This window comes from Paenibacillus urinalis (genome assembly GCF_028747985.1).
In the GTDB taxonomy this organism is placed as follows: Bacteria; Bacillota; Bacilli; order Paenibacillales; family Paenibacillaceae; genus Paenibacillus; species Paenibacillus urinalis.
In genome coordinates, this window is record NZ_CP118108.1 from 2,701,386 (window position 1) to 2,727,694 (window position 26,309).

Genomic DNA, 26,309 nt, shown 5'->3' on the forward strand with positions numbered 1-26,309 from the left:
TCTATTAGCGGATTCGATCGTTTTTATGTGGAGGAAGCAGCCTCTTATTAGCTATCACATACATTCTTTCGATATTAATCGACTAACGAGGAAGCTTGGAATGATATCTAGCCCTTAATTGCTGAAGATGTCTCAGCTTCCCGAGACTTTCCTCATTCATAGCGAGACCTACGTTGAGGATCAAGTTCTCAATGACGAACACAGGTCCAATCATGGAATGGAATTCCCATACTTCACCTCTTCCCGCATACAGCACCAGATCTGCCTGACTTGCCCGGGGATACACAAGGCGGTCCGTGATGAGAATGACCCGATAACCTGCTTCCTCTGCATAATCGAGTATCACTTCAATCTCCGGCTGTAACTGAACGAAACCAAAGACAAGCAGTACGTCATCGGGACCGGCGTGCATCAGCGTTTCGAGTAATTCATGACCGCTTGCAGCCATAATCTGAATCTGGAGACCAAATCGACGTAATCGAAATGCAAACAGCTCTGCGAGTGAAATACACGGACCCGGGGCAAAAACAAAGATTTGTCTCGCTTGACGTATCGCCTCAGAGGCTTCATTCAGTACTTCAGAATCCAGTCGTTTGCAGGTTTCATCCAAGTGCTGATGAATCGTACTGAGCAGCGTCTGTGGCAGAGGCAGTCCGTCGATCTTACTCATTGTTTCTTCCAATTTGACCGCGGGAGCCGATTCCAAGCGGAAACGAAGCTTTGCCTTGAACTGCTTGGCATTGACGTAGCCCACTGATTTCCAGAACCTTGACACAGAGGCGATGCTTATTCCAACCTCCTCAGCAATCTCCTGTTCTGTCATATACAGAATGCGCTGCTCATTCCGCTGAATAAAATCAGCCAGCAGCCGCTGATTGGTAGAGAAGTGTTTTTTACCCCATTCTTCATACATCCTATTGTTTACCCCCATCCTACATACATTGCAATTAAACTTGCTTAGACATCATTAATATAAGGATCGAATGTTATGTAAATATTTTTACACCGTCAAAAATGATGAAAAAATGTTGATTTTGCGTTAATATAACTGGAATTTTGCGATAATCAGACCTTCCTATAATGGTGTTATATTTCACGATTAGAGGAGGAACTTAACACGATGAATACATTGTCTGCACGGTACACACTGACCTCATCACAGAAAATGATGATATTTGTGCTGTCCATGTCTTTGTATGGTTTGTCTAACATGTTCACAGAACTGATCCCAAGCGTACAGCTTGGGCCTATCGAATTATCGGTGGAGTACTTTGCCTTCATTCCGCTCACGCTGTGCATGCTGTTTCATCCGCTGTATGCTGCTGTCGGCGCATCGGTAGGGGAGATCATCTTCGGTGAGCTGATGCTCGGTCAATTCGGCGGACTTGGCGAAGTTGAGAAATTCATCACTTTTTCCTTGGCAATGTACACAGCTGGTCGATTAGTTAAGGATCCAACGAACAAGCGTCAGGTAGGAATCGCAGCAATTACAGGGGTGGCCATTCATCAATTACTTAGTTCTATAGTGGACATTGTTAAGGTCTGGGTAGGTGTAGAAGAGCTTGAAGCGGTAGAGGGACTTGCTGAAAGTATCGTCGTCATCGAAGGGGTTGGTTTTCTAAACGATGTGTTATTCTCAGGCATATTGTTTGCTCTGCTTCCGACCCTATATCTTGTTCCCCGACTGTATGGAAAGATCGAACCCCTTCTAGGCATACGTCCCCGTCATAAAGGAATGAAATATGATACAGCTGCATGGATATCACCGAAATATGTGATCCTCAGTGTAATCCTTGCGGTCGTCGCCGTGGGAGCAGAGATTCTCTCTGAGACGGAATGGAACATTGCTGAATGGGAGGACATCTTTACAGGCGTGTCCGAACAGCAGCTCATATGGATCAGTATTGGAGCAGCTGCACTAATATCAGTCATTACACTCATTGCCATGCGCAGCAAGGCTGAGAAGTCGGATAAAGGGACGGAGACCAAAAATGTCTGAGCCCGTTATCCAATTAACGAACATTTCGTTTACATATCCCGGTGATGATGCCCCTGCGTTAGATCAAGTATCGCTTACCGTGAACAAAGGAGATTTTATCGCCATTGTCGGAAGCAACGGGTCAGGCAAATCTACTCTGTGCAAATGTTTTAACGGTTTGATTCCGCACTATTATGCAGGTGAATATACAGGGGATGCGACGGTTTGTGGGTTGACTGCAGAAGCTGCAGGGGTTGCGGAGTTATCCAGATATGTGGGCTATGTATACCAGGATTTTGAGAATCAGCTGGTCAGGCCTACCGTCATGGACGATGTTATGTTCACACCATTGAATTACGGATATAAGGATTACGCTGCCCGTGGGGAGAGAGCACTGCGAATGATGGGACTGTATGGTGTAAAAGATGCCTTCATCTGGTCACTTAGCGGTGGACAGAAGCATTTGCTTGCTCTCGCCGGTGCACTTGCCATGGACCCCGAAATTCTGGTTATCGACGAGCCTGTATCCCAGCTGGATCCGCGTCATGCCCGGCAAATATACGATATTCTGCAGCATCTGAATGAGGATTTGGGAAAAACCATTATTGTTATAGAGCATCATACAGAGTTTATTGCTGATTACTGCAATGAGGTTGTATTGATGGATGGTGGCCGAGTGAAGTGGAAGCTGCCTGTCCGCGAAGCGTTATCTTCAGTGGAAACTTTGCTGAATCTCGGTATCTTCCCCCCTCAGGTGACACAGGCTGCTTGGCGGGTTGCCCGTCAACAGAGCATAGATCCACAGAATGAGCGTTTGCATAAGGAACAACTTCTTCCCATCACACTGGAGGAAGCCATTCATTGGTTTGCAGCGGAGGAGAGAATCGAGGCAAAATCTCAGGATAAGCCAATGACTCACCCAACTGAAATCGAAGATACAGCAAATACCATGATCCTGGCTGAAGATGTCCATCTGTCCTACCGAACAATCCTTAAAAAAATGCAGGCGGTATTAGACGGAGTTGATCTGCACATTCATTCGGGTGAGTCCATCGCCATCGTGGGCAATAACGGCGCAGGCAAATCCTCTCTTCTGAAGCTGATTGCTGGCATCGTAAAACCAACTTCGGGATACCTGCAGGTAAATGGGCAGGACGTAAGAGCAATGACACCCGAGAAAATGGCTAAGCATACGGCTTTTGTATACCAAAATCCAGAGGAAATGTTCATTGAAGATTCCGTTGAAAAAGAAATTGCGTACTATCTGAATGCGCATCGTGTACATGGTAAAGATCAGCGGCTTGAAGGCATGTTGCAGCATTTCCGATTAGAGGAGCTTAGGGACAAGGATGCCCGGCTGCTAAGCGGTGGACAGCAGCGTCGTACGGCCCTGGCGATTGGTGCAGCCATGGAGCCAGCTATAATGCTCCTGGATGAGCCGACAGCTAATCTGGATATCGCAACCAAGCAGGAGATGCAGCACGTATTAGCTTCATTGAAAGACAAGGTGGAGACTGTCATTATTGCCACGCATGATATGCAGCTGGTCTCCGAGTGGGCAACTCGAATCATCGTTATGCATCAGGGGGTTGTGCTCGCAGATGGAACGAAGGAAGAAATCTTCGCTGACGGGAGACTGCTGGAGCGTGCAGGTCTAGTATCGACTCAGCTCATGGAGCTTAGCCTTGCTTTAGGATTGCCAAGGATCTGCTATACACTTGAGGAGTTTCTCTCATTTTATTCACCTGCAAGCGGGTCTGAGCTAACGGGGGAAGGGGAGGTGAGCACATGGATATCGTCCGAAAAACGCTTGACCGCATCTCCGTAGAACGGATTAAGCTGGAGCTGTTAGGGACAGCCTACGGCAGATCAACAACTTTTATTGGAAGATTAGACCCCCGGACCTTGCTGCTGTGGTATCTGTTCTTTGCCACCGTCCCTTGGTTCATACATAACACGACCGTACTGTTCGGTATGTTTGTGTTTATCGTTAGTATGACGGCCCTTGCGAGGGTCAGCTACGTTATTCTCATTATTTTAACGCTGGGTCTCGTTGGTCAGGTAGGGTGGATGTTTCTGTTCTCCATGCTGTTTGGAGGCAGCCTTGAAACATTATTGCCGCTCCTCACTCTTACACTGAAATTATCCGTTATTTCGCTGGCGAGCATTGCTGTATTTTCCAGTATGGATCCAGAGAAATTAAGTGATGGTCTATCTGCGCTTGGCGTTCCCGAAGCATTCTCGTTCAGCTTATCGTACGGTTATCGGATATTGCCTACATTGTTATCAGAGTTCCATCAAATTCTGCTGTCTTACCGGCTAAGAGGACGTTCGCCTGAGCGCCCAGGCATGCTCTATTTCAGGAACATCTTTTACTATTTACGTATTCTGGTGCTCAGCTTCTACCCACTTATGCTGAATACGGCCAAACGCTCGAGAACGACCGTAGAGGCACTTGAGACAAGAGGTTTTACGTACGGTATGAATCATCCTGAAGTGAAGAAGCTGAGGCTGTCCTATCTTAAGGTTCGAGCCATCGATGTTTATTTTATCATTTTTTCATTCGCTTACATCACCTGGCTGTTCTGGTTTGGAGAGAGGCTGCCGAACTTGCTGTACTAATCAATTGACAGAAAAGTTCCTATCTTAAGTTATATCTAAGGAGAGATGAATCGAATGTTCATAGACTTGCATACTCATGGGAAGCTATCCAAGAAATCTGATTTCTCCCTGGACTATTTCAAGGAGATGCTGACAGAAGCAAGGTCGAATAATATTTTAGGCATTGCACTCACCGAGCACTTTAACACGAAGAATTTTGAACAAATCTATGCAGCGCTTGATGAGGCGTACTCTTATAATGGGCACTACTACGAGGCCGAGGGGGTCCGTGTATTTCCCGGGATGGAGGTCGATATTAGAGAAACAGGGCATATCCTTCTCATCAGCACAAGAGAGGAGATCTTGTCAATTCGGGAACAGCTTGAGCCTTATCTGTCTAAAGATAACTTCATCCCGTTTGCCCAGCTGCTTGACCTTGTAGAGGAACGGAATGTACTTAAGATTGGAGCGCATCCATATCGCTCATCGACCCCGCTTCACCATATCAATGTAAACCTGCTGAAGCGGCTTGATGCCCTGGATCTTAATGCAAAGGATCTGTACAAACAAGGCGCAGCGGCATATCAAGCGAAAATCTATCCTTTTGCAGAACTTCTTGGGCTCCCGATTGTTGCTGGAAGCGACAGTCATCAATGTCTTCAATATGGGAGCGTAATGAACCGGATGAATGCCCCCGTTAACACCGTTGATGAGCTGAGAATGGCTATTCAGCAGGGGGCCTATCAAGTGGAAATATCGGATTCGCTAGAGCTGAGAGTCAAGGCTTCTGTGATGATGAAGAAGCTACTGAAGCAGCTTCAGGGAGAGCCCCCATCCAGAGACGAATTGGAGCAGGAGCAGGTAGTCAACATATAATCAATGTAAAGAACTGCGGGAGATCTGCAGTTCTTTTTGTTTATTCACTCCGCTGCTTAATGAAGATAACAACGAATTGATCCTGCAATTATTGATACAATACATAAGGTGTGATTCTCTTTATGGATTTTATGAAGATTATTATTTTTTACAATTCGCCATGGCGTGTTATTATATAATTCAAAGGAGTGTAAATGAAATGGACGATAAATATTCAACTAGAGCCGGCTATGTTAAACCGTCGGAGACAAGAGAAATTTTAAAAGTAACGGAAAGACCCGAGGTCATTTCCTTTGCAGGAGGCCTTCCTGCGCCTGAGCTGTTCCCGGTGGATGCGATCAGAGCAGCTGCTGATACCGTATTGACGGAGATGGGACAAGCTTCACTTCAATACAGTACAACTGAAGGATATACCCCTCTGCGTAGTGCCATTTGTGAACGAATGAGCGCAATTGGTATTCAATCGAAGGTTGAGCAGGTTCTTGTTACCTCCGGCTCACAGCAGGCGATTGACCTGACAGGCAAGCTGTTTATTAACGAAGGCGATACGATTATTTGTGAAAGTCCTACATATCTGGCTGCCATTAACGCGTTCAAAGTATATGACGCTAGGTTCGTAGAAGTCGCTATGGATGATGATGGCATGATCATGGAGGAGCTGGAGAAGACTCTTCAAGCCCATCCGGAGGCCAAATTCATCTATACGATTCCTGACTTCCAGAACCCGACAGGTCGTACCTTGAAGCTGGATAGAAGGCAGCGCATGGTCGAACTGGCGAATAAATATAATGTGCTGATTGTCGAAGATAACCCGTATGGAGCTGTTCGATTTGCAGGTGAATCTCTTCCACCAGTCAAGCATTTTGACACCGAAGGCAGAGTCATTTATCTCAGCACCTTCTCCAAAATTTTTGCACCAGGACTTCGTCTTGGCTGGGTATGCGCAAGTGAGGAGATCATTGATAAGTATGTCGCATTGAAGCAGTCGGCTGATCTGCATACAGACAGCTTCGCTCAGATGCTTACTGCAAAATATATGGAGCAGAATGACATCAATGCTCATGTAGAGAAGATCAAAGACGTTTACAAAGAAAGATGCGAGACGATGCTGTCCTGTATCAAGGAATATTTCCCTGCAAGCATCAAGCACAGTGTGCCTGAGGGCGGTCTATTCATATGGGTGGAGCTTCCGGATACCGTTGATTCAAGCGTGCTGTTTGTTGAATGCCTGAATAATAATGTCGCATTCGTACCTGGAGCACCGTTCTTCCCGAACGGCGGGGTTAAGAATACACTGCGTCTTAACTACTCTAATATGCCGAATGAACGGATTGTGGAAGGCATGAAGCGAATTGGCGAAGTGCTGCAGCGTGAATTGAACGATGTGTCGGTTCCTAACTAAACAATTGAATTTTGGCCTGCAGTATCCAGAAGAGACAACTTGGTTGTTAACCAAGTTGTCTCTTTTTTGCTATCCAAAATATTACTTTTAAAGAGTATTAATATATAGTATATTTTGCTAATATTAGTTATCTTATCGACAGAATGATGGAGTTGAACATGAAGATATCCAAAGAGAACAAATTAATTCTAACCGCATGTTTGGGACTTATTCTATTTATTCCGCTGATCTCCATACCCATTAATGCTTATGAGGAGCATAAGACGGAGCAGGAAATCAATCGACTGGCTTATACCAGGGACACGGTTCTGGAAATGAGAGAACTGGCCTGGGAGAAGACAAAGCAGCACTGGATCCAGTATCCGCTGGAAGAATTGCAGCAAGTGGCTAAGCTTCTGAATGAAGACGAATCGAATTCCGCCGAAATCAGGGACAGGATGAATAATGTCTATTTCCATTGGGAGCAAGCGTTATTCCTGTTTACCCTGATGGAGGACCATTTTGATAGAAACGGCCGGGTAACGATCACAACTATGGATTCGGTGACGAGAGAATACATGGAATTTCTGAAGAAAAAGTGGCTTCTGAAATTCGATATAGCCCTTCGTGACGGTGATCAGGAATTAATAGATCAATTGCGGACAGAAGTTGGCTTTCTTATATCGGATTACACGAGGCTGACGGAGGCACTAGCCCCCTATCACATCAATACAGATGCCCCTGCGGATATCGTGACCACTTACAAGCGAGTTATGAAAGAGATAGCGAATCAACAGGATCGCAGCGAACATTTTTTCTATGAGGAATTACGCTGGGGAAATTAAAATAATTGAGGTAGTTATAATGACAAAACAAACTTCAAAGGCGAGGATCGGGGTCGTCGCAATATGCTCTATACTGCTGATATGGGCAAGTGTTGCTTCATTCAATCAGTATGGACGCAGCGAGGATGAACTGAGCACATATAAGGCTGCAAAATCAGAGCTGTGGTCGGTGAATAAAAAGCTGTGGAAGGAATTGAAGAGCAACTGGATTGATGCTCCCGTGACCGATCTGACAGCCATGCAGGTGCTGCTTAGTCAGGACAGTGTCAAGAGAGAAGACCTGGCGCTTCGGACGAGTCAAATCTCCGATCATATCTTACGTGCGGTCGAGCAGTTCGCTTTAATAGAGCCCTATTTCAATGGAAGAGGTGGGGAAAAAGTGTCAACTAACGAATTTATTGTGACGAATCAGCTATACAGTCATTACATTGAAGAGGTGCTGCTGTCTGAGTCGAATTCAGTCATCATCGAGAAGGGGAGTGAAGAGCATAAGCTGCTCTTGGATAACATAGAGCTGCTGCTCCAGGATTATCAAACTTATAACTATTACATAGGTGATCTTCACATCAATGAGAGTGGTCCACATCAAATCCACACCGGATTCACAATGGCAGTGAAATCAATTATGAATTCGAGACATAGAGAGGATCATCCTCTGTATAATGCCATGCGTAATTCCCTTCCTTGGATATACATGAACGCCATGCCAGCTCCTCAAATACGATAAATGCCAGAAGCTGCCCAATCATGTACTAAACAGCGTCATACACTGATCCTATAAACGATGTATACCTATAGGAGGTTTCTAAACATGACGATGAAGCGAAAGGCACCTAAAAAATCATCACATATTCCGGTATCTAGGATTCAATACAGTGCAGTAGTAATGCTGCCGTTCTATCGTGCGATTGCAGAACATCCGAAATATGCCTCAGCATGGAGCAAGGCAGTGATTGCTGCGGACCTCGATAAGATGGGGGTGCTGCTTGGACTGGCTTCGAGGAAGGCCATGGGACTGCCCCTCGGTTCCAACGGTATCGGATATTTTATTTCTTTTCCCACAAAACATTCCATCACCGAGCTGACCAATGGCACGACCATTATACCAGGTTCCGTTCAATTTTATTTTAATACAAGAGTGCATCGCATGATCGCAAGGGCTGTCACTCCATTGTACACTCAGCTCGCATACAACCGTCCATTCGCAGCAGCCCTATCGAGAGCCGCAGGCGTGGGAGATGTGAAAGCCGTTAACAAAATGGTTCGAGCTCTCGTTAAATCGAAAGCCTTGATCCGTGTTGAAGCCGGAATTGAAGATGGAGGCATTGCTCTAAATTTCAAGCCTAGCTGCAGTCCATACATTTATCGCAACCTGTTGTTCCTGGAGTCTCTGTAATTCATCCTGAGATCACATCAAATAAATCCAGTTTATTTGCGTTACAGTCCATTGAGCTCCTGGCTGTAATACGTAATAATAATTACACAAGAGAATCAATTTCATGTGAAAAGGATGATGTGATCGTGCGCAGAATCAAAGTTGGCGTTATAGGTACAGGTGTGATCAGTGCTATATATTTGAAGAATTTAACCGGCATGTTTGATAGCATAGTGGAGGTCAAAGCGGTGTCGGACTTGGTACCGGAGCTTGCCCAGAAAAGAGCCGAGGAATACGGTATTCCTCATGTATATACTGTGGAGGAGCTCCTCGCAGACCCCGAGATTGAAATCGTTCTCAATTTGACAGCACCCAGTGCGCATGCAGCACTCAATTTACAGGCATTGCATGCAGGCAAGCATGTGTACACCGAGAAGCCATTTGCACTAAACCGGGAGGATGCCGATCAAGTGCTGAATCTGGCGAAGGAAAAAAACCTGCTCGTAGGCTGCGCGCCTGATACGTTCCTTGGTGCGGGTATCCAGACTTGTATCAAATTAATCAATGACGGCTGGATTGGAACCCCTTATTCTGCAAGCGCAACCATTATCATGGGGAACTCAACAAGCGGTACGCATCCCAATTTCCGCAACTTCTTGAAGCTGGGTGGAGATCCAATTATGGATATGGGGCCATACTATTTGACCGCTCTCATCGCACTGCTTGGCCCTGTGAACCGTGTAACCGGCTCTGCGCGACAATTACATAAGGAAGTTGTTATTCAGAATCCTAAATCTCCAGCCTTTGGCCAGTCGGTTCCCATCGAAGCCCCGACCAATGTATCAGCGGTGCTTGATTTTGACAGCGGAGCGGTGGCGAGCTTCACTGCGGCTAAGGAAGCCTTCGGCTATTCCCCACGTATGGAGATCTATGGAACAGAAGGTATCCTGTACGTTCCAGATCCGAACTTCTTCGGCGGCACAATATCCATACAGTTTGCGAACGGGCAGACGAAGGAAATTCCACATTCCCATCCGTATGCAGAAGAAGGACGCGGTATGGGTGTTGCCGATATGGCCTATGCCATTCAGTCTGGACGGAAAAACCGCGCCAGCGGACAGCTCGCTCGTCATGTGCTCGATATCTCGCTGGGAATCTTCGAAGCTTCGGAGCAAGGACAGCATATTAAGCTGGAATCTACCACAGAAAAACCGACACCTATACCGATGGGTCTGAAGTATAACACTTTGGATATGTAGCCTTGATGGTAAGGATTAATGTTGACATAAATACATGAATACAAAAGAAGCTCAGAGAGGATGTATACAAGTATGAATACGTTTCCAATTGCAGTACAGCCCTACACCGTTCGCGAACAACTCAGCCAAGATTATGTGGGAACTCTAACCCAAATTGCTGAAATTGGCTATCAAGGGATCGAATTAGGTCGTCCTCCTGAAGGAATGACGATTGCAGAACAGAAATCACTGCTGGATCATCTCGGTCTTAAGGTCATTGGAAGTCACGCTGGTTTTGATACATTTGATTTTGATCCGGATGTGATTGCTGATTATTTGGAAGAGGTTAATGGTGAGAAATTCGTAGGCTTGTCACTCCGCTTCTCTTCTAAAGAAGAAGTACTTCTGAAGTCCGCCAAGCTGAATGAAGCTGGGGAGAAGTTCAAGCGAAGAGGAGTTCAGCTGTTGTATCATAATCATGATTGGGAATTTAACAAGTTTGACGGAGAACTCGCTCTCGATATTGTCTTGAGGGAAACGGATCCTGAGCTTGTGAAGCTTGAGCTGGATACCTATTGGGCGAAGCGTGGCGGCGTAGATCCGGTTCAATATTTAAGCAAATTGAAGAATCGCTGCCCGCTGCTTCACATTAAAGATATGGAAGCTGGGGAGGAGCAGTTTTTTGCCGAGATCGGAGAAGGCATTCTCGATTTCCATGCCATTGCAGATACTGCCAAGCAGGTTGGAACGCAGTGGCTCGTTGTTGAACAGGATCAGAGCCGTAGAGATCCGATGGAAAGCCTTAAGATCAGCTTCCGAAATCTACAGAAGCTGGGGATTAAAGCGTAATAGAAAAGGATGAGCATTATGTCAAACCGGGAACAACACACACATCAGGTCCAATTGCCGCGTATCCATATTGTCGGCGATATCGTCAAGAAGCCCGGTACCGCTCTCGGTCCAAGACGGATAAATGACTATGAGCTGCTGTTCTTCCCGGACAGTACTCATAGCGTCTATCGGGTAGATGACCGCGCTTATGTGCTGAAGGAGCCGAGCTTTGTTCTGACCAGACCAGGCGAGCTGCATTCCTATGAATATGATCCAAATCAGCCGGCGAGGCACTTATTTATTCATTTTGGATTCGCTGATCCGTCTGAAATTGAACAGATTCTGCCCCTTTTTGCTCCTGGAGGACCAAGCTGTGTGCCGCTGAGTGAAGAGCTGCACATCGGATTAATGAAGCAAATTATGCATATCGCATATGCCTATCCTGGCAAGCTTCAGACTCGCGGAAGCTCCTTGCTATGGTCTTTACTGATGGAGATTGATGGACACCTCTATGACGAGCCGATGATGAAGCTTGCCAATCGAGTACCGCGTCAGATCGTCAAGGCGCTGGATTATATAGATCAGCATTTGGATGAGCCGATTTCGATTGAACAGCTGTCACATCAGGTTGGGTGGTCACACGAACATTTTACTAGATCCTTCGTACAGTTTATTGGCCGCTCACCGAGAGAGACCATTATTCACAGACGCATTGATCGAGCCTGTCAGCTCCTTCTGTATGAAGCCGGCAGCATCAAGGAGGTTGCTTTTGCCGTAGGGTTTACGGATGAGAATTATTTCAGCCGCCTGTTTAAGTCGGTGAAAGGTCTCACAGCCAGTCAATACCGCAAGAAGTACTTCAATCCGGTCTATCGCGATCTCGTTCCAGTCAAAGTGTCCGAATCGCAGTATCCGATTAATCGAATTTTATATAACATTGGTTCACAGAGATAGAATGTATACGAATATAAGCAAGTAGGTGAATGTAAATATGAATAAAAATGTCCGAGTTGGTATTATCGGGTATGGTTTTGCAGCCAAAACCTTTCATGCGCCAGTTATAACTTCCGTCGAAGGTCTTGAGCTTGCAGCGATTGTTCAGCGAAGCGGCAATTCCTGCTTGAACGATTACCCTTCGATCAAAGCTCTGCAGAAGGTCGATGAGCTCTATCATGATCCTGACATTGATCTAGTTGTCATTACGACTCCGAGCACGAATCATTATTCATTTGCCAAGGATGCGCTTATGGCCGGCAAGCATGTTGTCGTGGAGAAGCCCTTCACAACGACGAGAGAAGAAGCGGATGAACTGATCTCGATTGCTAAGGAAAAAGGGCTTGTGCTTAGTGTATTCCATAATCGCAGATGGGATGGGGATTATCTGACGCTGCAAGAAGTGGTCCAGCGCAATTTGGTCGGTCCTATAACCGAAGCAGAGTTGATATGGGATCGCTACAGCCCGATCGCACAACCTGGAAGATGGAGGGATGCAGGAGGAGAAGGCTCTGGGACATTCTACGATCTCGGAGTCCATCTGATTGATCAGGCATTAACCTTGTTTGGATTGCCAAACAGTATTCAAGCCGACTTGAAGGTACAGCGAGAAGAGGCACAGGCATCCGACTATTTTGATGTTACGCTTCACTATGACAGCGGACTGTCCGTGAGATTGAAGTCAACCTTGCTCTCGGTGGATCCAGCACCGAGATATCGCTTGTATGGCATGAACGGGTCTTATATCAAATATGGCGAAGATCCACAAGAGGATGCACTCAAAGCTGGCGGAGTACCAGGGACACCGCATTGGGGGGAAGAACCGGCCGAGAGGTGGGGAACTTTAAATACGACGTTAGATGGGCTTCATTTCACTGGACGCATCAAGACCATTCCCGGCAGCTATGATTCATATTATCGGAACGTGTATGAAGCCATCACGGGAGTGAGTGAACTAGCGGTTAAGGCGGAGCAGGCAAGAATGGCTATTCGTGTCATCGAGCTTGGCATGGAAAGTCATGCTGAGCAGAGAAGGGTCCCGTTTACTCCATAACCTTAACCATAACTACATACGGAAAGAAGGAAATGATGTTGCTGCCTTTTAAATTATGCTTGAATACTTCCACACTCTTGCCGTATCGGCTCGGTGTAAGGGAACAGATCCGGATCGCAGCTGAAGCGGGATATCAAGGGATTGAGCTGTGGGTTAAAGATATTGATACTTATCTTGAAGCAGGTGGACTTTTATCCGAACTGCGAAGTGATATGGAGGCGCACAGTCTTGAATTCGCAAACGCCATTGCATTCTGGAGCTGGGCGGACACAAATCCAGCTGAGCGAAAAAGAGGATTTGAGCTTGCTGAGAGAGAGCTGCACACCCTTGCAGAGCTTGGCTGTACTGCTGCGGCAGCACCGCCTTATGGCAACGTCGGTGATGTAGAACTCGAAGACTTTGCCTCTTCATTTGCAAAACTGGCAGAGCTGGCGAGGGAAATCGGAGTCGAGCCTTATCTGGAATTCTGGGGTAAGGCTAAGCGGCTTCATTGTGTTAGTGATGCACAGTATGTTTTACAAGCGAGCGGTGTTGCCGGAGCTAAAGTTTTATTGGACCCATTCCATATGTATACGGGAGGAAGTAATTTAGAAGATCTTGCGGAGTGGACGGGTGATCAGATTGGCATTGTTCATGTCAATGATTATCCTGGAATCCCTTCGAAGGAGCATATCCAGGATGCGGATCGTGTATTCCCAGGTGACGGAATTGCTCCTTCTCGAGAACTGGCTGCTCTGTTAAGCAAATCCGGATATAAGGGCTACTTGTCTCTAGAGCTGTTTAGGGCAGATTATGGAGCATTAACCCCTCTTGAAACAGCTAAGCTGGGGATTGAAAAAATAAAGAGAGCATATGAAGTCTAACAACAATAATGTCCTGCCGGCTGCCGGGCTCACTCTATTTGCGATCACCTGGCCGATCTTTATCGAGTCAGCCCTGCAGATGCTGCTCCGTACATCCGATACCTTCATGCTGAGCAGAGTTTCTGATGATGCAGTAGCAGCCGTTGGCGTGGCGAATCAGATTATCATGTTTGCTGTGCTCATGTTTAATTTTGTAGCACTCGGCTCTGCAGTTGTGATCTCGCAGTATTTGGGTGCCGGCAAAAAGTCAGAGATCGGCAGACTCGCAGGATCTTCGCTTGCGCTCAATTTTCTATTTGGCATCGTCGTCAGCATCGCTGTAATTGTGTTTAGTGGTCCGTTACTCCGCTTGTTTAATCTGGATCCGGTCTTGTTTGAGCAGGCACAGAGTTACTTAATGATTGCTGGAGGAGGTCTGGTTATACAGGCTCTTCTCAGTGCAGCAACAGCGATGATCCAGTCCCATGGCTTAACCCGACAAACGATGGTCGTTTCGATCTTCATGAATATTTTAAATATATGCGGTAATTACCTAGTCATCTTTGGACCTTTTGGCTTTCCTAAGCTGGGCATTGTCGGAGTAGCAATTAGCACAATTATTGCGCAATGTGCCGGCCTTATTATTAATCTAATTCTGCTTCGGAGAACGGCGGAAGTTCGTATACAATGGACGGATTTGCTGCATTGGCGCAGAGATCATATTGAGAAGGTGCTGCGTGTTGGAGTTCCCTCTTCTGCGGTGTCCTTGTCATATTCCACCAATCAGTTTGTGACAACAGCTTTTATTTCAATGCTGGGTGCAAGTGCGCTGACCACGAAGATTTACACTCAAAACATTATGTTTTTTGTGATGATTCTGGCCGTTTCATTGGGCAGAGGGGGTCAGATCATTGTGGGTCAGCTCGTTGGAGCTGGGAAACACGAAGCCACTTACAGCACCGTACTGCGTAATTTGATTCGAAGTCAGTTCATCACCTTAGGTGCCGTATCTGTCCTTGTCTTATTTCGGGAACCGCTGATTCAGCTGTTCACAACAGATCCAGATATAATTGCCATGGGAGCTTCCCTGTTGCTGCTCAGTTTTCTGCTGGAGCCTGGCCGTAATTTCAATGTTATATTAGAGCGTGCCCTGCAAGCCACAGGAGATGCCAAGGCAGCCATGCTGGTATCTATTCTGGTCACCTGGTGCTTCAGTGTCCCGCTCACCTATATACTAGGAATCCATTTAGGTTACGGACTGTATGGAATTTGGGCGGCATTTATCGCCGATGAATGGCTGAGAGGCATTCTGCTGTTGATTCGCTGGAAGAGCAAGGCTTGGCAGCAAAAAGCACTGGTTCAAGCGGAACGTAATAGTGAAGCACTGTAAATTTACATTTTTAATGGTAAATGGTGAAATAATATATACGGTATTTCATTTGGAAGGAAGAGGAAAGATTTACTCCTCTTCTTTTTTTAATTGATGCGACGACTCTCTAAAATCGTTTGACAAGCTACCAAATTCGAAGTAGGATGATTCCAACTGTACATTGTAAAGGAGAACATCATCATGACAATTCCAAAAACATTAACAATAGCGGGTTCAGATACAAGCGGAGGAGCTGGCATTCAAGCCGATCTCAAAACTTTCCAGGAGCTTGGCGTATACGGTATGACGGTTCTCACGACTGTTGTGGCAATGAAGCCTGATACGTGGGATCATCTCGTCTATCCTGTAGATCTTGGCATTGTTGAGGCGCAGCTTCGCACGGTGCTCGACGGGATTGGATTCGACGCAATGAAGACAGGCATGCTGGGCTCAGTCGAGATTATTGAGCTTGTTGCTTCCGAACTGAAGCGTACCCATCACAAAGGAATCGTAATCGATCCTGTAATGGTGTGCAAAGGTACGGACGAAGTGCTTCAACCGGAAAATACCGAAGCGATGCTGAAATATCTTATCCCGGGAGCTGACCTGGTCACTCCTAACTTATTTGAAGCTTCCCAGCTGGCGAAGACGGGGCCGATTCGTTCTCATGAGCAGATGCAGCAGGCAGCTGCTATTATTCATGAGCATGGAGCGAAGAATGTCCTGATCAAAGACCGGGGTGTCATTGAACCTGGACGAGCAGTAGATCTGTTATACGATGGCAAGAGCTTTGAGTGGCAGGAAGCCGATGTCGTACAAACTAACTATACACATGGTGCGGGATGTACAACTTCTGCAGCGGTTACGGCCGGTATTGCCAAGGGCTTGTCTGTAAAAGATGCAGTTCGTGAAGGGAAGTCCTTCATCACCAAAGCGATTGCAGGCGGTTTCCCGCTGAACCGTTTTGTAGGACCTACACTGCACGCAGCTCACAGACTTCAAGAATCGGTTAAATAGCATTCAATCGATAGAAGAAGAAGCTTCACATCAGACATCACTGTCTGAAGTGGAGCTTCTCTTTTTATACACCAACCTATCATTCAGAACGATGAAGCCTTATTACGTTGTTTAGCTTAAAACATGCTCCAGTTCATCTGCTTGGATACCATCTCAAGCAAATGGACACCCGCCTGGCTGTTCCCTTTATCGTTCAGTGAAGGACCGATGACGCCGATTCCGTATCGACCGGGAACAAGTGACAAGATCCCACCGGATACACCGCTTTTGGCAGGTAAGCCGACATCTATCGCGAATTCACCAGACGCATTGTACATGCCGCATGTTGTCATGAATGTCTTCGCTATCTGTACATATCTCTTGGGCAGCAGTCGGGTCCCCGTCAGTGGATCCTCGCCATCTAAGGCCAGAATCAATCCCATTCTTGCCAAGTCCGCACACTGAACGAGAATGGAGCAGTGTCTGAAATAGATGTCCAGCACCTCGTCCACGTCTCCGATCAGTACTTGATTCCCCTTAAGGAAGTAGGCAATTGACCGATTCAGATCGCCGCTCTCCAGCTCTGAATTGAAAACATCGATATCATAAGCAAGATTGTCTTTTCCAGTTAGGCTATGGAATAAATTTAAAATTCGCTGCGATTTCTCCTCCATGTTTTTGCCATGAATCAGAGAAGTAACTGTAATCGCACCTGCATTAATAAACGGATTGAAGGGAATCCCTGGGCGTACAAGCTCGAGCTTCAGCATGGAATTAAAATTATCACCTGTAGGTTCCATACCAACTCGCTTAAACACTTCATCTTCGCCATTATCCATGAGTGCGAGAATGAGTGTAAATACTTTTGAGATGCTCTGCATCGTAAACACTTGGGAACAATCTCCAGCGGATACGGATTGGCCGTCAGGTGCAAGGATGGTGATGCCAAGTGCATCCTGTGGAGCTTTGGAGAGCTCGGGAATATATGAGGCAACCTTTCCGCTTGAAGCGTGGGGGATGCTGGTCTCTACCCAGCTCGGCAATGACTGCAGCAGGGTATCAAGTTCTTTTGTATTGGACATTCAATTTCTCTCCTTTACACGGCGATCCATAACTTTTTCTGTCGACGGATTGTAATATGAAGTGCGACACATTCTATTACAATCCGTCTATCTAAATTTCTTAATAGTTCAGTTTACCTTATTTGGAGTTCAGGGGGAATAAAACATTAGACGGGAGATTGAATATTTACTGAATGTAGTATTACCTTGAATAGAGAATTTACCAATATAATGTATATTATTGGTACAAATAGAAAAGGAGGAGATGCAATGAACAGCAGACATGAGGTATTATTTGAACAGTTGAATACATATCGGTTGGAGCTGCTACATCTTGTGCAGGACCTTACCGAAGAAGAAGCAGAGATGATTCCGAAGGGCTTCAATAACAATATGAGATGGAATCTGGGGCATATTATTCTTGATCAGTATTTATGGATACGTATACTTACTAAGGAAGAGCTGTTGGTATCAAATGCATTTAATCAGTGGTTCGGTTATGGAACAAGCCCGGCCCAGTTCACTGCAGATACCCCATCCTTGCCTGAGCTGGTCGCTCTATTGAAGGAACAACCTGGTGTGATCAGGGAGACATACAAGGATCGAATGGAAGAAGAGTTTGCTCCTACAGAGATGGGAATGCACACCATTGAGCAAGTGCTCATCCGAACTATTTTTCATGAAGGACTACATCTGGGTGCGATTATAGCATTAAAGAGACAGATCAGAAAATAAATAATACATGTCGGTTGTTTGACAAATGCTTTCGTGTAATGTATCAATAAAATGAAAATAAGAAATGATTAAGATTTCAGCCCATAGCAGGAGGATCTATGACGAAGCCCGTAATAGCAGTAGACATGGACGATACGATATGTCATTTCATCAGAAGAGCAATATTTCATAACAACAATGATTTTCCGACACATCCATTACGTTATGAAGACATGATCGACTGGAACACGGATCACCTGCGACATCCAGACAGTACTCATGATGTATTCTTTAACCGGCCGCGAATTTACGAAGAGCTGGAGTTATTTGATGAGCATGTGGTAGCCGAGATGGAGAAGATTCATGAAGCATATGATCTGATTATCGTGACGGCGGGGGACCCTTCATCGGCAGCGGAGAAGTGGAAATGGCTGCAGAAGCATATGCCGTTTATTTCCTTACAGCAGTTGTTTGTGTGTAAAAGGAAATCTCTGATCGAATATGATCTTCTCATCGATGATGGTATGCATAATCTATTGCCCGCCATAGAGCGAGGGAAGAAGGTTCTCTGTATCCCTCATCCATGGAATCTAAAGGCACTGGAGCAGTACAAAGTACCTGTGATGGAATCATGGGAAGGTGCCAAAAAAAGAATTGATTCGATCTTCAATATGGAGTAATCATGAAACCATTACGATTGAATGATAGTCTTGAAAAAGCCTGACGCGTCAGGCTTTTTTCTATAGGTCACATCTCTGTCGAAACCAAAGGCTTGACCAAAAGACATATTCCTGAAAATCTAACCACAAAAATATAGATAAATCAATGTCGTTACTTATTGGTACTGTGCTGCTTGGACGGGAGCTTATCGCCAGGCGTGCCTTTGCCATTATTTTTGTTATGGCGTTGTTTCTCGGCATTTTCGTTTAATTTCTTCACATAGTCATGCGTGCTATCCATGATTTATTGCCTCCTCTTTGTTTTGTTCAGATCCTCATCCGTTTACCTTGCTTAATATATCCACGCCAAGCCCAATATATTTCAAGATTCGACACAGTGATATCCATTTTTCTGTCGTTTGAACTTATGAATATTCGACAACTTTAAATCAACTTATTTGACGAATGAATGTATTCACTCGTGTGGAGTCATACGTAATCATGTTTTCGACATTTTATCCTTCTCTCTGCTGTTAGCTATAGCCACAGGCTATAACCAGGTATAGTTTATTACAGTTACACTATAACCTTTGATCCGTGATATCTTTTGTTTAACAATTTTTCAGATAGGAGTGTTAAGAGATGGTAAAGAGCAGCATATTAGGTTATCCACGAATTGGGGCACAGAGAGAATGGAAAAAAGCACTAGAGGCTTATTGGGCAGGCAAGCTTGAAGAAGCCGCGTTTCATGAACAATTGCGAGAGATTCGCTTAAGTCATTTAATCAAACAAAAAGAACAAGGAATCGACCTGATTCCTGTCGGTGACTTCAGCTATTACGATCAAGTGCTGGATACGGCTGCAATGTTCGGTATCGTTCCACAGCGCTTTACATATGATGGCGGCACGGTTCCCCTCTCTGTGTATTACGGGATTGCTCGCGGAACGAAAGAGGCAACTGCAAGTGAAATGACAAAATGGTTCAATACGAATTATCACTATATCGTTCCGGAATTGGACGGAGCAGCTCCAGCACTTACAGAAAATAAACCTCTCATTGCTTACAAAGAAGCGAAGGAAGCTCTCGGCATTGAAGGCAAACCGGTCATTATTGGACCGCTTACCTTCCTGAAGCTGTCCAAAGGATACAAGGAAGGAGAGCTGGATCAATGGATCGAGCAGCTGCTCCCGCTATATAGTCAAATCCTTCAGGAATTGTCGAATGAGGGTGTGGAATGGGTGCAGGTTGATGAACCTATCCTAGTAACGAAGCTGGATTCACAGGATATTCAGCGGCTGCAGAAGATCTACAGCACTTTTGCAGCTGCAGCGCCTAAGCTGAGAATTATGCTTCAAACCTATTTTGAATCCGTTGAGAACTATGGGGATATCATTCAGCTGCCGGTTCAAGGGATTGGACTTGATCTTGTTCATGGATATTCAGGCAATGTAAAGTCGCTTGAGAAATACGGATTCCCTCAGGACAAAGTACTTGGAGCTGGCATTATCGACGGCCGCGGGATTTGGAAAGCCGCTTTGCGTGACAAGCTCGCACAGCTGCAAGAAATCAGCAAATGGGTATCTGAGGATCGTCTCATTATCCAATCTTCCTGCAGCCTGCTTCATGTACCAGTATCACTAGCAAGTGAAATAGCTCTCGCTCCCGAACTGAAAGGCGCATTAGCCTTCGCTGATGAGAAGCTGATTGAGCTGGTTCTTCTAACCAAGGGGATCAATCAAGGGAGCGAGGCAATCCAAGCAGAGCTTGACGATTGTGATGTGGCTCTCAGTGCGCTGGAACAGTCACCAGATCGCAAGCGTAACGATATTCGTGAGCAGGTCGCTGCCATTAGCTCCGTCAATCCAGAGAGAAGTCAGCCATTCTCGAAACGTCACCTGCTTCAACAGGATAAATGGAATTTACCGCTGCTTCCGACAACGACGATTGGCAGCTTCCCGCAATCGGCTGATGTACGAAAAGCGCGCAGACTCTGGCGTAAGGGCGAGTGGAGCGACAGCAAATATGAAGGCTTCATCGAGGAGCAGATCGATACATGGATCCATCTGCAAGAAGAGATTGGACTGGACGTGCTTGTTCACGGTGAGTTTGAACGGACAGACATGGTTGAATTTTTCGGTGAGAAGCTGGGTGGATTCGCCTTCACTCAGAACGGCTGGGTACAGTCCTACGGCTCTCGCTGCGTGAAGCCGCCTGTCATCTTCGGAGACATTCGATTTGAAGAACCGATGACGGTAAAAGAAACCAAGTATGCCCAATCCAAAACATCACGTCCTGTTAAAGGGATGCTGACGGGTCCGATTACCATCATGAACTGGTCCTTTGTGAGAGATGACATTTCAAGAGAACAGATCGCCTATCAGCTTGCTTACGCACTTAGACAAGAGGTTGAAGCGCTTGAACTAGCGGGCATTGGAATGATTCAAGTCGATGAGCCTGCAGTACGTGAAGGACTTCCTCTAAAAGAAGAAGAGCAGGCAGAATACTTGGCTTGGTCAGTGAAGGCATTCCGTTTGACTACAAGTACGGTGAAGGACTCCACCCAAATTCATACCCATATGTGCTACTGCGAATTCCATGATATGATTGATTCGATTGAAGATATGGACGCAGATGTCATTTCGATCGAGACATCACGCAGTCACGGTGAGCTTATTCATAGCTTCGAGGATAATACTTACAAGCTGGGCATTGGACTTGGTGTCTACGATATTCACAGCCCGCGTGTTCCGAAGGTAGAAGAAATGACCTCTATGATTGACCGTGCTCTGCGCGTGCTGGACCCTAAATTATTCTGGATCAATCCCGATTGTGGTTTGAAAACAAGAGGAACCGAAGAAACGGTACAATCACTGAAGCATATGGTGGAAGCAACCAAAGCAGCTCGTGAAAAATACGAGGTTTCCATTAAGTAAAAGAATAAAGGTTATATTTCGTACGCAGCATTAAGAACCTGGCATCCAGCCAGGTTCTTTTTTGTATTATTGCTTGAAGGATGATAATTTATAATAGTAAGTATATATTCTGAAGTTACTTACCTCGGAGAAAAACATTCATTTGTAACCCATCAGCTCGTAATACGTATAGGAACAAAGAGAAATGATGATATCTATAATTATTTATATACAATACAGAAACTGAGGTTAGACAACGAAATGATTAAGCAATATACAGATCAAGCAGAGACATGGTACCTGCAGTCCGAACAGAAGGCGGCAGCGTATTTTGAACTTCTACAGCAGCAAGTATCCGATAAGAGTTATGTATCTGCGCTGACGGATGATTTCAAAGTGTGGAAGAAGAAGCATATTCATCGACGTTCGATATGGTCTTTTTTTTCGCAGAGCAATCAGAAGATGGATGCCAGCAATTATCATAAATACCTATCTTACTTGAATATAACGGGTAAATTAGACGATTATTTAAATCGCAGTGTATCTTATTTTTACTTAAGAGATATGGGCAAATATCTGGATTCTCCGGATACCGAGCATAAGGTGCAGCAGATGGTGACCACGATTAAACGTCATTTGATTGAACCGAAGAATAGTCAGGAGAAGGGAAATTCACAACCGGATTTCGTGAGCTTGGCATCTTTTTATCGGTGGGCTCAGAAGGAAGGGGTTGAGCCGGCAGCTATTTGGGTGATGAATAAGCTCAGCAGCGTCTCCTCCCACATCCCTGAGCAGATGAATGCAGAGCAAGCTCAGCGCAAGCTGATTAAGATTATATTTGGCGTTGTGATGCACGTTCTGGATGATATGGAGGGCGATACACTGCCTGCAGAACGGGCAAGGAGAATTGATGAAGCATTAAGACTCGGATATTCCTATGGCCTGACTTATCCTTACATTGACGATCTGCTCGATTCCGAGACGTTAAGCATACAGGAGAAGGAGAGGTACGCTCATTTTATTCGAACGGCACTGCTTACAGGAAAAGTCCCTGCACTACATATACAAGAATGGTCAGGAGCTAATGCAAAACTCATTGAATTTATTCATTCTGAGCTTAAGGAAGCATTTGATTATATTAAAAATTATCAACGGCCTGAGTCGATAAATACTTTTTTTGAGCAATCCTATGTGTTCTTTGAGTCTCAGGACATTGACCGTGTAAAAAGCCTTGAGTACACAAGCTACACCAATGAAGAGCTGTACCTACCTGTCATTCTCAAATCTTCCTCGTCCCGGCTCATTGTTCGTTCCGTCATCAGTGCTCCTGAGGATGAAGGATTTGATTATCGAACCTTTTACTATGGGATCTACAATCAGCTGGCGGATGATTTCGCGGATATGTTCGAAGACTTAGAGGATGGAGCGGTTACGCCATATACGTACTATCTAACACACCGGGATCATAGAACAGATTTGGTTAACCCTTTTGAGTTATACTGGGCGGTGATCTCGAACCTGATTCACAATGTATACAAGTCTGATCCGAAGACGAGAGAAGTGATATTAGATCGGGCCATTAATGGTTTGAAGCGCTGCAAGAAGCGTGTCGGTCAACAAAAATACAATGAAATCATGCAGATTTTTTCTTCCGGGCATCCGGAGTTTAACCAGCTCATTCAGTACATGGTGGACAAAGCAGAAGACGTTGACTTCTTCGACAAATTGCTGCGAGATGAGATGCTGAGCGTGATGAAGCATGATCAATCCGAGAAAGAAAAGTTTCTAGAGACGCTAAACTCAGCTCAGAACGAAATTAATCGTGTGCTTGAGATCACGAAGCCTGAACACATCTCTCCGATGAAGGAGCCGCTCATCGATGCTGCCAACTACAGTCTTGAAGGAGGAGGCAAGCGTCTGCGCCCGCTGCTAGCCTGGGTTATGGGTGTTAATGAATATGGTCTGGAGTATCCTTCCCTTGTCCCGCTCCTTCGATCGCTGGAGTATATGCATACGGCTTCCTTGATCTTCGACGATCTTCCATCACAGGATAATGCGGCTACCCGCAGAGGGCGGGCTACACTGCATGAGGTGCACAGCAGCGCTACAGCAGAGTTAACCGGTCTGTTCCTAATTCAAAAAGCCACAGAGGAGCAAACCTCCCTGCATCAATTCGATCCAGCTTCGGTGCTCTCCCTGATTCAGTACTCCTCCCAAAAGGCAGGGGAAATCTGTATGGGGCAAGCGATGGACTTGAATTCCAAGGGGAAGCCGCTGACACTTGCGGAGCTTGATATGATCTGTTTCTACAAAACAGGGATTGGATTTGAAGCCTCCTTGGTGATGCCGGCAATTCTTGCTAAGGCGAATGAAGCTGAAGTGAATCTGCTCAAAAAATACGCTTACCATGCAGGTATTGCCTTTCAGATTAAGGATGATCTGCTTGACGTCGAAGGGGATGTAGAGGCACTAGGAAAGCCGATCCAACAGGATGTTGAGAATAATAACTCCACCTTTGTCACTGTGCTAGGTAAGGAAGGTGCCAGCAAGATGATGTGGGACCATTATTGCAACGCTATTGAAGCTCTTAATGAGATGCCGAAGAAGACAGATTTTCTGAAGCATTTGCTCGACTACATTATTAATCGGAACAATTAAATTAGAAATACAAGAACGAAGCTGTATAGAACTTAACAGCAGGGTCGGCGAATAAACGCCGGCTCTTTTTTTATTATTCAAAATGATGCCTCATTCCTTGTGATTGTAATCACAAGGAATCATCTTGGCTAATGATAATTTGAGATTAGATTCATTAGGAAACTTGTATAGGAGTGAGAGATATGAGTGAATTGATTAACAATCGTGAGATCAAAGAAGCTGTCGGCCATTCTAAGCGGATAAGTATGCTGAGAGAAATCATTTTGGATCTGCATCATGGGAAGAGTGCCGAGGAGGTAAAGGCAAGATTTAATTCGGCTGTTGGAGAAATTTCAGTTAGTGAAATATCAGAGCTTGAGCGGGTGCTCATGGAGGAGGAAGGCATTCCGGTCAGCGAAGTACAACGTTTATGCAGTGTACATGCCGCCGTATTTAAAGGTTCAATCCAAGATATTCACAGACCTAGCTCTCCAGAGGAGCAGCCAGGGCATCCCGTGCATACCTTCAAAATGGAAAATCGAGAAATCGATCAGCTGGTTAATTTTAATATTGCGCTGCATCTGGATCATTTTCTCAAAGATCAGTATGAAAGCAATCGTCTCAAATTGCTAGAGGATCTTAGTCTCCTGTATGATGTCGACAAGCATTACAGCCGGAAAGAGAATTTGCTCTTTCCTTTTTTAGAGAAATATGCGATATACGGACCCACTAAGGTGATGTGGGCTGTTGATGATGGCATTCGAATTGGGATTAAAGAACTCAAAGCCAAATTAACAGATTTCGATGGCAATACGGAGATGTTCTTAGGTCTCGCCGAACGAGTCATGAAAGAAGTTACCGAGATGATCTATAAGGAAGAACATATATTACTGCCGATGGCCTTAGACAAATTAACAGAGGATGAATGGCTTCAGATCGCAGCACAAAGTGATGAAATCGGTTATTGCCTGATTGTACCAGATCGTAAGTGGATTCCTGAAAGGGCGACTGAACCCGGAGCAGCAAGCATGGAAGGCGAGCATGAGACGTTACAAGAAGGTTATGTTCGAATGAGTACAGGTGTGTTATCCGTAAAACAGATGGAAGCACTGATGAATCATCTGCCTGTGGATCTGACTTTTATTGATGAGAATGATATCGTCCGATATTTCTCACACGGTAAAGAACGGATTTTTGCGCGCACCAAAGCAGTGATCGGCCGAACGGTTCAAAATTGCCATCCCCCGCAAAGTGTGCATGTAGTGAACCAACTATTGGATGATTTCAAAGCAGGGAATAAGGATGTTGAAGATTTCTGGATACCGGTCAAAGACAAATTTGTATATATTCGATATTTCGCAGTAAGGGATGAAGAAGGTACCTATCTGGGAACGCTCGAATTCACGCAAAATATTAAACCAATTCAAGAGCTTACAGGATCAAAGCGGATCTTATCTTAATTATGAGGAGTGTGGCGAAGTTGATTAGAACAAACCTGAAGCAATATCAAGAATATCAGGAGCATAAATTTACAAAACGGATCATTAACAAGGAGAAAGAAAATGTTATCTTCTTACTGAACTTCAGTCCTGGTGCAGAGCTGCCAGCTCATCGGCATCCGAATGCGAACGTCTACATTTTGGTGCTGAATGGAGAAGGTGTCATCACAAGTGATGGAGCTGACGTGTTGGTAAAATCGGGTGATGTGATCCACATCGATGGAGAAGAGATGCTGTCATTTCAAAACGGTGCAGAGTCCTACTCTAGCTTGTATGTCGTCCTTACCAAAATCCCGGATGAACAATATGGTTTCAATATCTAACGGGTTTCTTTCTGAATTTAAAATGTAAAATAACACTTTTGGATCTAAAGGACTTTCTGCATGTTTTTTGGTAAACTTAGGAGTAAGCATTTGAGCTTTGATACAGTTCAATGCGAGATGCACT

At 45.3% G+C, this 26,309-nt stretch carries 24 protein-coding genes; 21 read left to right on the plus strand and 3 right to left on the minus strand.

Translation table 11 applies throughout. The features are described from left to right. Positions 1-82 precede the first annotated feature (82 nt). Entirely contained in the window at positions 83-913 is an 831-nt protein-coding gene (locus PUW25_RS12395; protein WP_047911752.1) for a MurR/RpiR family transcriptional regulator, read from the minus strand. A 207-nt stretch (positions 914-1,120) separates the two neighbouring features. On the opposite strand from PUW25_RS12395, the gene PUW25_RS12400 reads away from it, so the two are divergent. The 15 genes from PUW25_RS12400 (at position 1,121) to thiD (ending at position 16,400) form a co-directional block, all read left to right on the plus strand. Next, the gene (locus PUW25_RS12400) at positions 1,121-1,999 is read left to right on the plus strand and encodes a DUF8171 family membrane protein (protein ID WP_047911753.1); all 879 of its coding nucleotides are present in this window, start codon (positions 1,121-1,123) and stop codon (positions 1,997-1,999) included. After that, on the plus strand, positions 1,992-3,806 hold the full coding sequence (locus PUW25_RS12405) for an ABC transporter ATP-binding protein (protein ID WP_274337104.1): 1,815 nt from the start codon (positions 1,992-1,994) through the stop codon (positions 3,804-3,806). The genes PUW25_RS12400 and PUW25_RS12405 overlap by 8 nt, the downstream gene beginning before the upstream one ends. Continuing rightward, complete coding sequence (locus tag PUW25_RS12410) at positions 3,767-4,600, plus strand: energy-coupling factor transporter transmembrane component T family protein (RefSeq protein WP_205053138.1); 834 nt, start codon at positions 3,767-3,769, stop codon at positions 4,598-4,600. The genes PUW25_RS12405 and PUW25_RS12410 overlap by 40 nt, the downstream gene beginning before the upstream one ends. A gap of 54 nt (positions 4,601-4,654) precedes the next feature. After that, a complete protein-coding gene (locus PUW25_RS12415; RefSeq protein ID WP_205053137.1) occupies positions 4,655-5,455 on the plus strand; it encodes a PHP-associated domain-containing protein in 801 nt (266 codons plus the stop codon). Between the two features lie 199 nt (positions 5,456-5,654). Then, on the plus strand, positions 5,655-6,857 hold the full coding sequence (locus tag PUW25_RS12420; RefSeq protein ID WP_205053136.1) for an aminotransferase-like domain-containing protein: 1,203 nt from the start codon (positions 5,655-5,657) through the stop codon (positions 6,855-6,857). A 158-nt stretch (positions 6,858-7,015) separates the two neighbouring features. Next, complete coding sequence (locus PUW25_RS12425; protein ID WP_274337105.1) at positions 7,016-7,681, plus strand: hypothetical protein; 666 nt, start codon at positions 7,016-7,018, stop codon at positions 7,679-7,681. Positions 7,682-7,700: 19 nt separating this feature from the next. Continuing rightward, positions 7,701-8,408 (plus strand): hypothetical protein, encoded by a 708-nt coding sequence (locus tag PUW25_RS12430; RefSeq protein WP_274337106.1) that lies wholly within the window; start codon positions 7,701-7,703, stop codon positions 8,406-8,408. Between the two features lie 84 nt (positions 8,409-8,492). Further along, positions 8,493-9,077 (plus strand): hypothetical protein, encoded by a 585-nt coding sequence (locus PUW25_RS12435; RefSeq protein WP_274337107.1) that lies wholly within the window; start codon positions 8,493-8,495, stop codon positions 9,075-9,077. Positions 9,078-9,202: 125 nt separating this feature from the next. Next, entirely contained in the window at positions 9,203-10,315 is a 1,113-nt protein-coding gene (locus tag PUW25_RS12440; protein WP_274337108.1) for a Gfo/Idh/MocA family protein, read from the plus strand. Positions 10,316-10,387: 72 nt separating this feature from the next. Further along, positions 10,388-11,143 (plus strand): sugar phosphate isomerase/epimerase family protein, encoded by a 756-nt coding sequence (locus tag PUW25_RS12445; protein WP_274337109.1) that lies wholly within the window; start codon positions 10,388-10,390, stop codon positions 11,141-11,143. 18 nt (positions 11,144-11,161) lie between these two features. Continuing rightward, the gene (locus PUW25_RS12450) at positions 11,162-12,079 is read left to right on the plus strand and encodes an AraC family transcriptional regulator (RefSeq protein WP_047911761.1); all 918 of its coding nucleotides are present in this window, start codon (positions 11,162-11,164) and stop codon (positions 12,077-12,079) included. Positions 12,080-12,116: 37 nt separating this feature from the next. Further along, entirely contained in the window at positions 12,117-13,172 is a 1,056-nt protein-coding gene (locus tag PUW25_RS12455; protein WP_274337110.1) for an oxidoreductase, read from the plus strand. 32 nt (positions 13,173-13,204) lie between these two features. Then, positions 13,205-14,035, plus strand: a complete 831-nt coding sequence (locus PUW25_RS12460) for a sugar phosphate isomerase/epimerase family protein (RefSeq protein WP_274337111.1) — start codon at positions 13,205-13,207, stop codon at positions 14,033-14,035. Beyond that, entirely contained in the window at positions 14,025-15,404 is a 1,380-nt protein-coding gene (locus tag PUW25_RS12465) for an MATE family efflux transporter (protein WP_274337112.1), read from the plus strand. The genes PUW25_RS12460 and PUW25_RS12465 overlap by 11 nt, the downstream gene beginning before the upstream one ends. Before the next feature lie 180 nt (positions 15,405-15,584). Beyond that, positions 15,585-16,400, plus strand: coding sequence for a bifunctional hydroxymethylpyrimidine kinase/phosphomethylpyrimidine kinase (gene thiD, locus PUW25_RS12470; RefSeq protein WP_274337113.1), 816 nt, complete (start codon positions 15,585-15,587; stop codon positions 16,398-16,400). 116 nt (positions 16,401-16,516) lie between these two features. Here thiD and glsA read toward each other — a convergent pair whose 3' ends face one another. Further along, positions 16,517-17,461, minus strand: a complete 945-nt coding sequence (glsA, locus tag PUW25_RS12475; protein ID WP_274337114.1) for a glutaminase A — start codon at positions 17,459-17,461, stop codon at positions 16,517-16,519. Positions 17,462-17,710: 249 nt separating this feature from the next. Here glsA and PUW25_RS12480 point away from each other — a divergent pair, with 249 nt between their 5' ends. Next, positions 17,711-18,175 carry a DinB family protein gene (locus PUW25_RS12480; RefSeq protein WP_274337115.1) on the plus strand — a complete coding sequence of 155 codons (465 nt, stop codon included), beginning with the start codon at positions 17,711-17,713 and terminating at the stop codon, positions 18,173-18,175. 98 nt (positions 18,176-18,273) lie between these two features. Continuing rightward, a complete protein-coding gene (locus tag PUW25_RS12485) occupies positions 18,274-18,834 on the plus strand; it encodes a 5' nucleotidase, NT5C type (protein ID WP_047911767.1) in 561 nt (186 codons plus the stop codon). A gap of 151 nt (positions 18,835-18,985) precedes the next feature. Here PUW25_RS12485 and PUW25_RS12490 read toward each other — a convergent pair whose 3' ends face one another. Beyond that, positions 18,986-19,114 carry a DUF4023 family protein gene (locus PUW25_RS12490; RefSeq protein ID WP_047911768.1) on the minus strand — a complete coding sequence of 43 codons (129 nt, stop codon included), beginning with the start codon at positions 19,112-19,114 and terminating at the stop codon, positions 18,986-18,988. Positions 19,115-19,455: 341 nt separating this feature from the next. Between PUW25_RS12490 and metE the strand changes: the two genes are divergently transcribed. The 4 genes from metE (at position 19,456) to PUW25_RS12510 (ending at position 26,185) form a co-directional block, all read left to right on the plus strand. Beyond that, positions 19,456-21,747 (plus strand): 5-methyltetrahydropteroyltriglutamate--homocysteine S-methyltransferase, encoded by a 2,292-nt coding sequence (metE, locus tag PUW25_RS12495; RefSeq protein WP_047911769.1) that lies wholly within the window; start codon positions 19,456-19,458, stop codon positions 21,745-21,747. Positions 21,748-21,987: 240 nt separating this feature from the next. Next, entirely contained in the window at positions 21,988-24,384 is a 2,397-nt protein-coding gene (locus PUW25_RS12500; protein WP_274337116.1) for a polyprenyl synthetase family protein, read from the plus strand. 182 nt (positions 24,385-24,566) lie between these two features. After that, the gene (locus PUW25_RS12505; RefSeq protein ID WP_047911770.1) at positions 24,567-25,823 is read left to right on the plus strand and encodes a DUF438 domain-containing protein; all 1,257 of its coding nucleotides are present in this window, start codon (positions 24,567-24,569) and stop codon (positions 25,821-25,823) included. 11 nt (positions 25,824-25,834) lie between these two features. Then, entirely contained in the window at positions 25,835-26,185 is a 351-nt protein-coding gene (locus PUW25_RS12510; RefSeq protein WP_370510336.1) for a cupin domain-containing protein, read from the plus strand. The last annotated feature ends 124 nt before the right edge of the window (positions 26,186-26,309 follow it).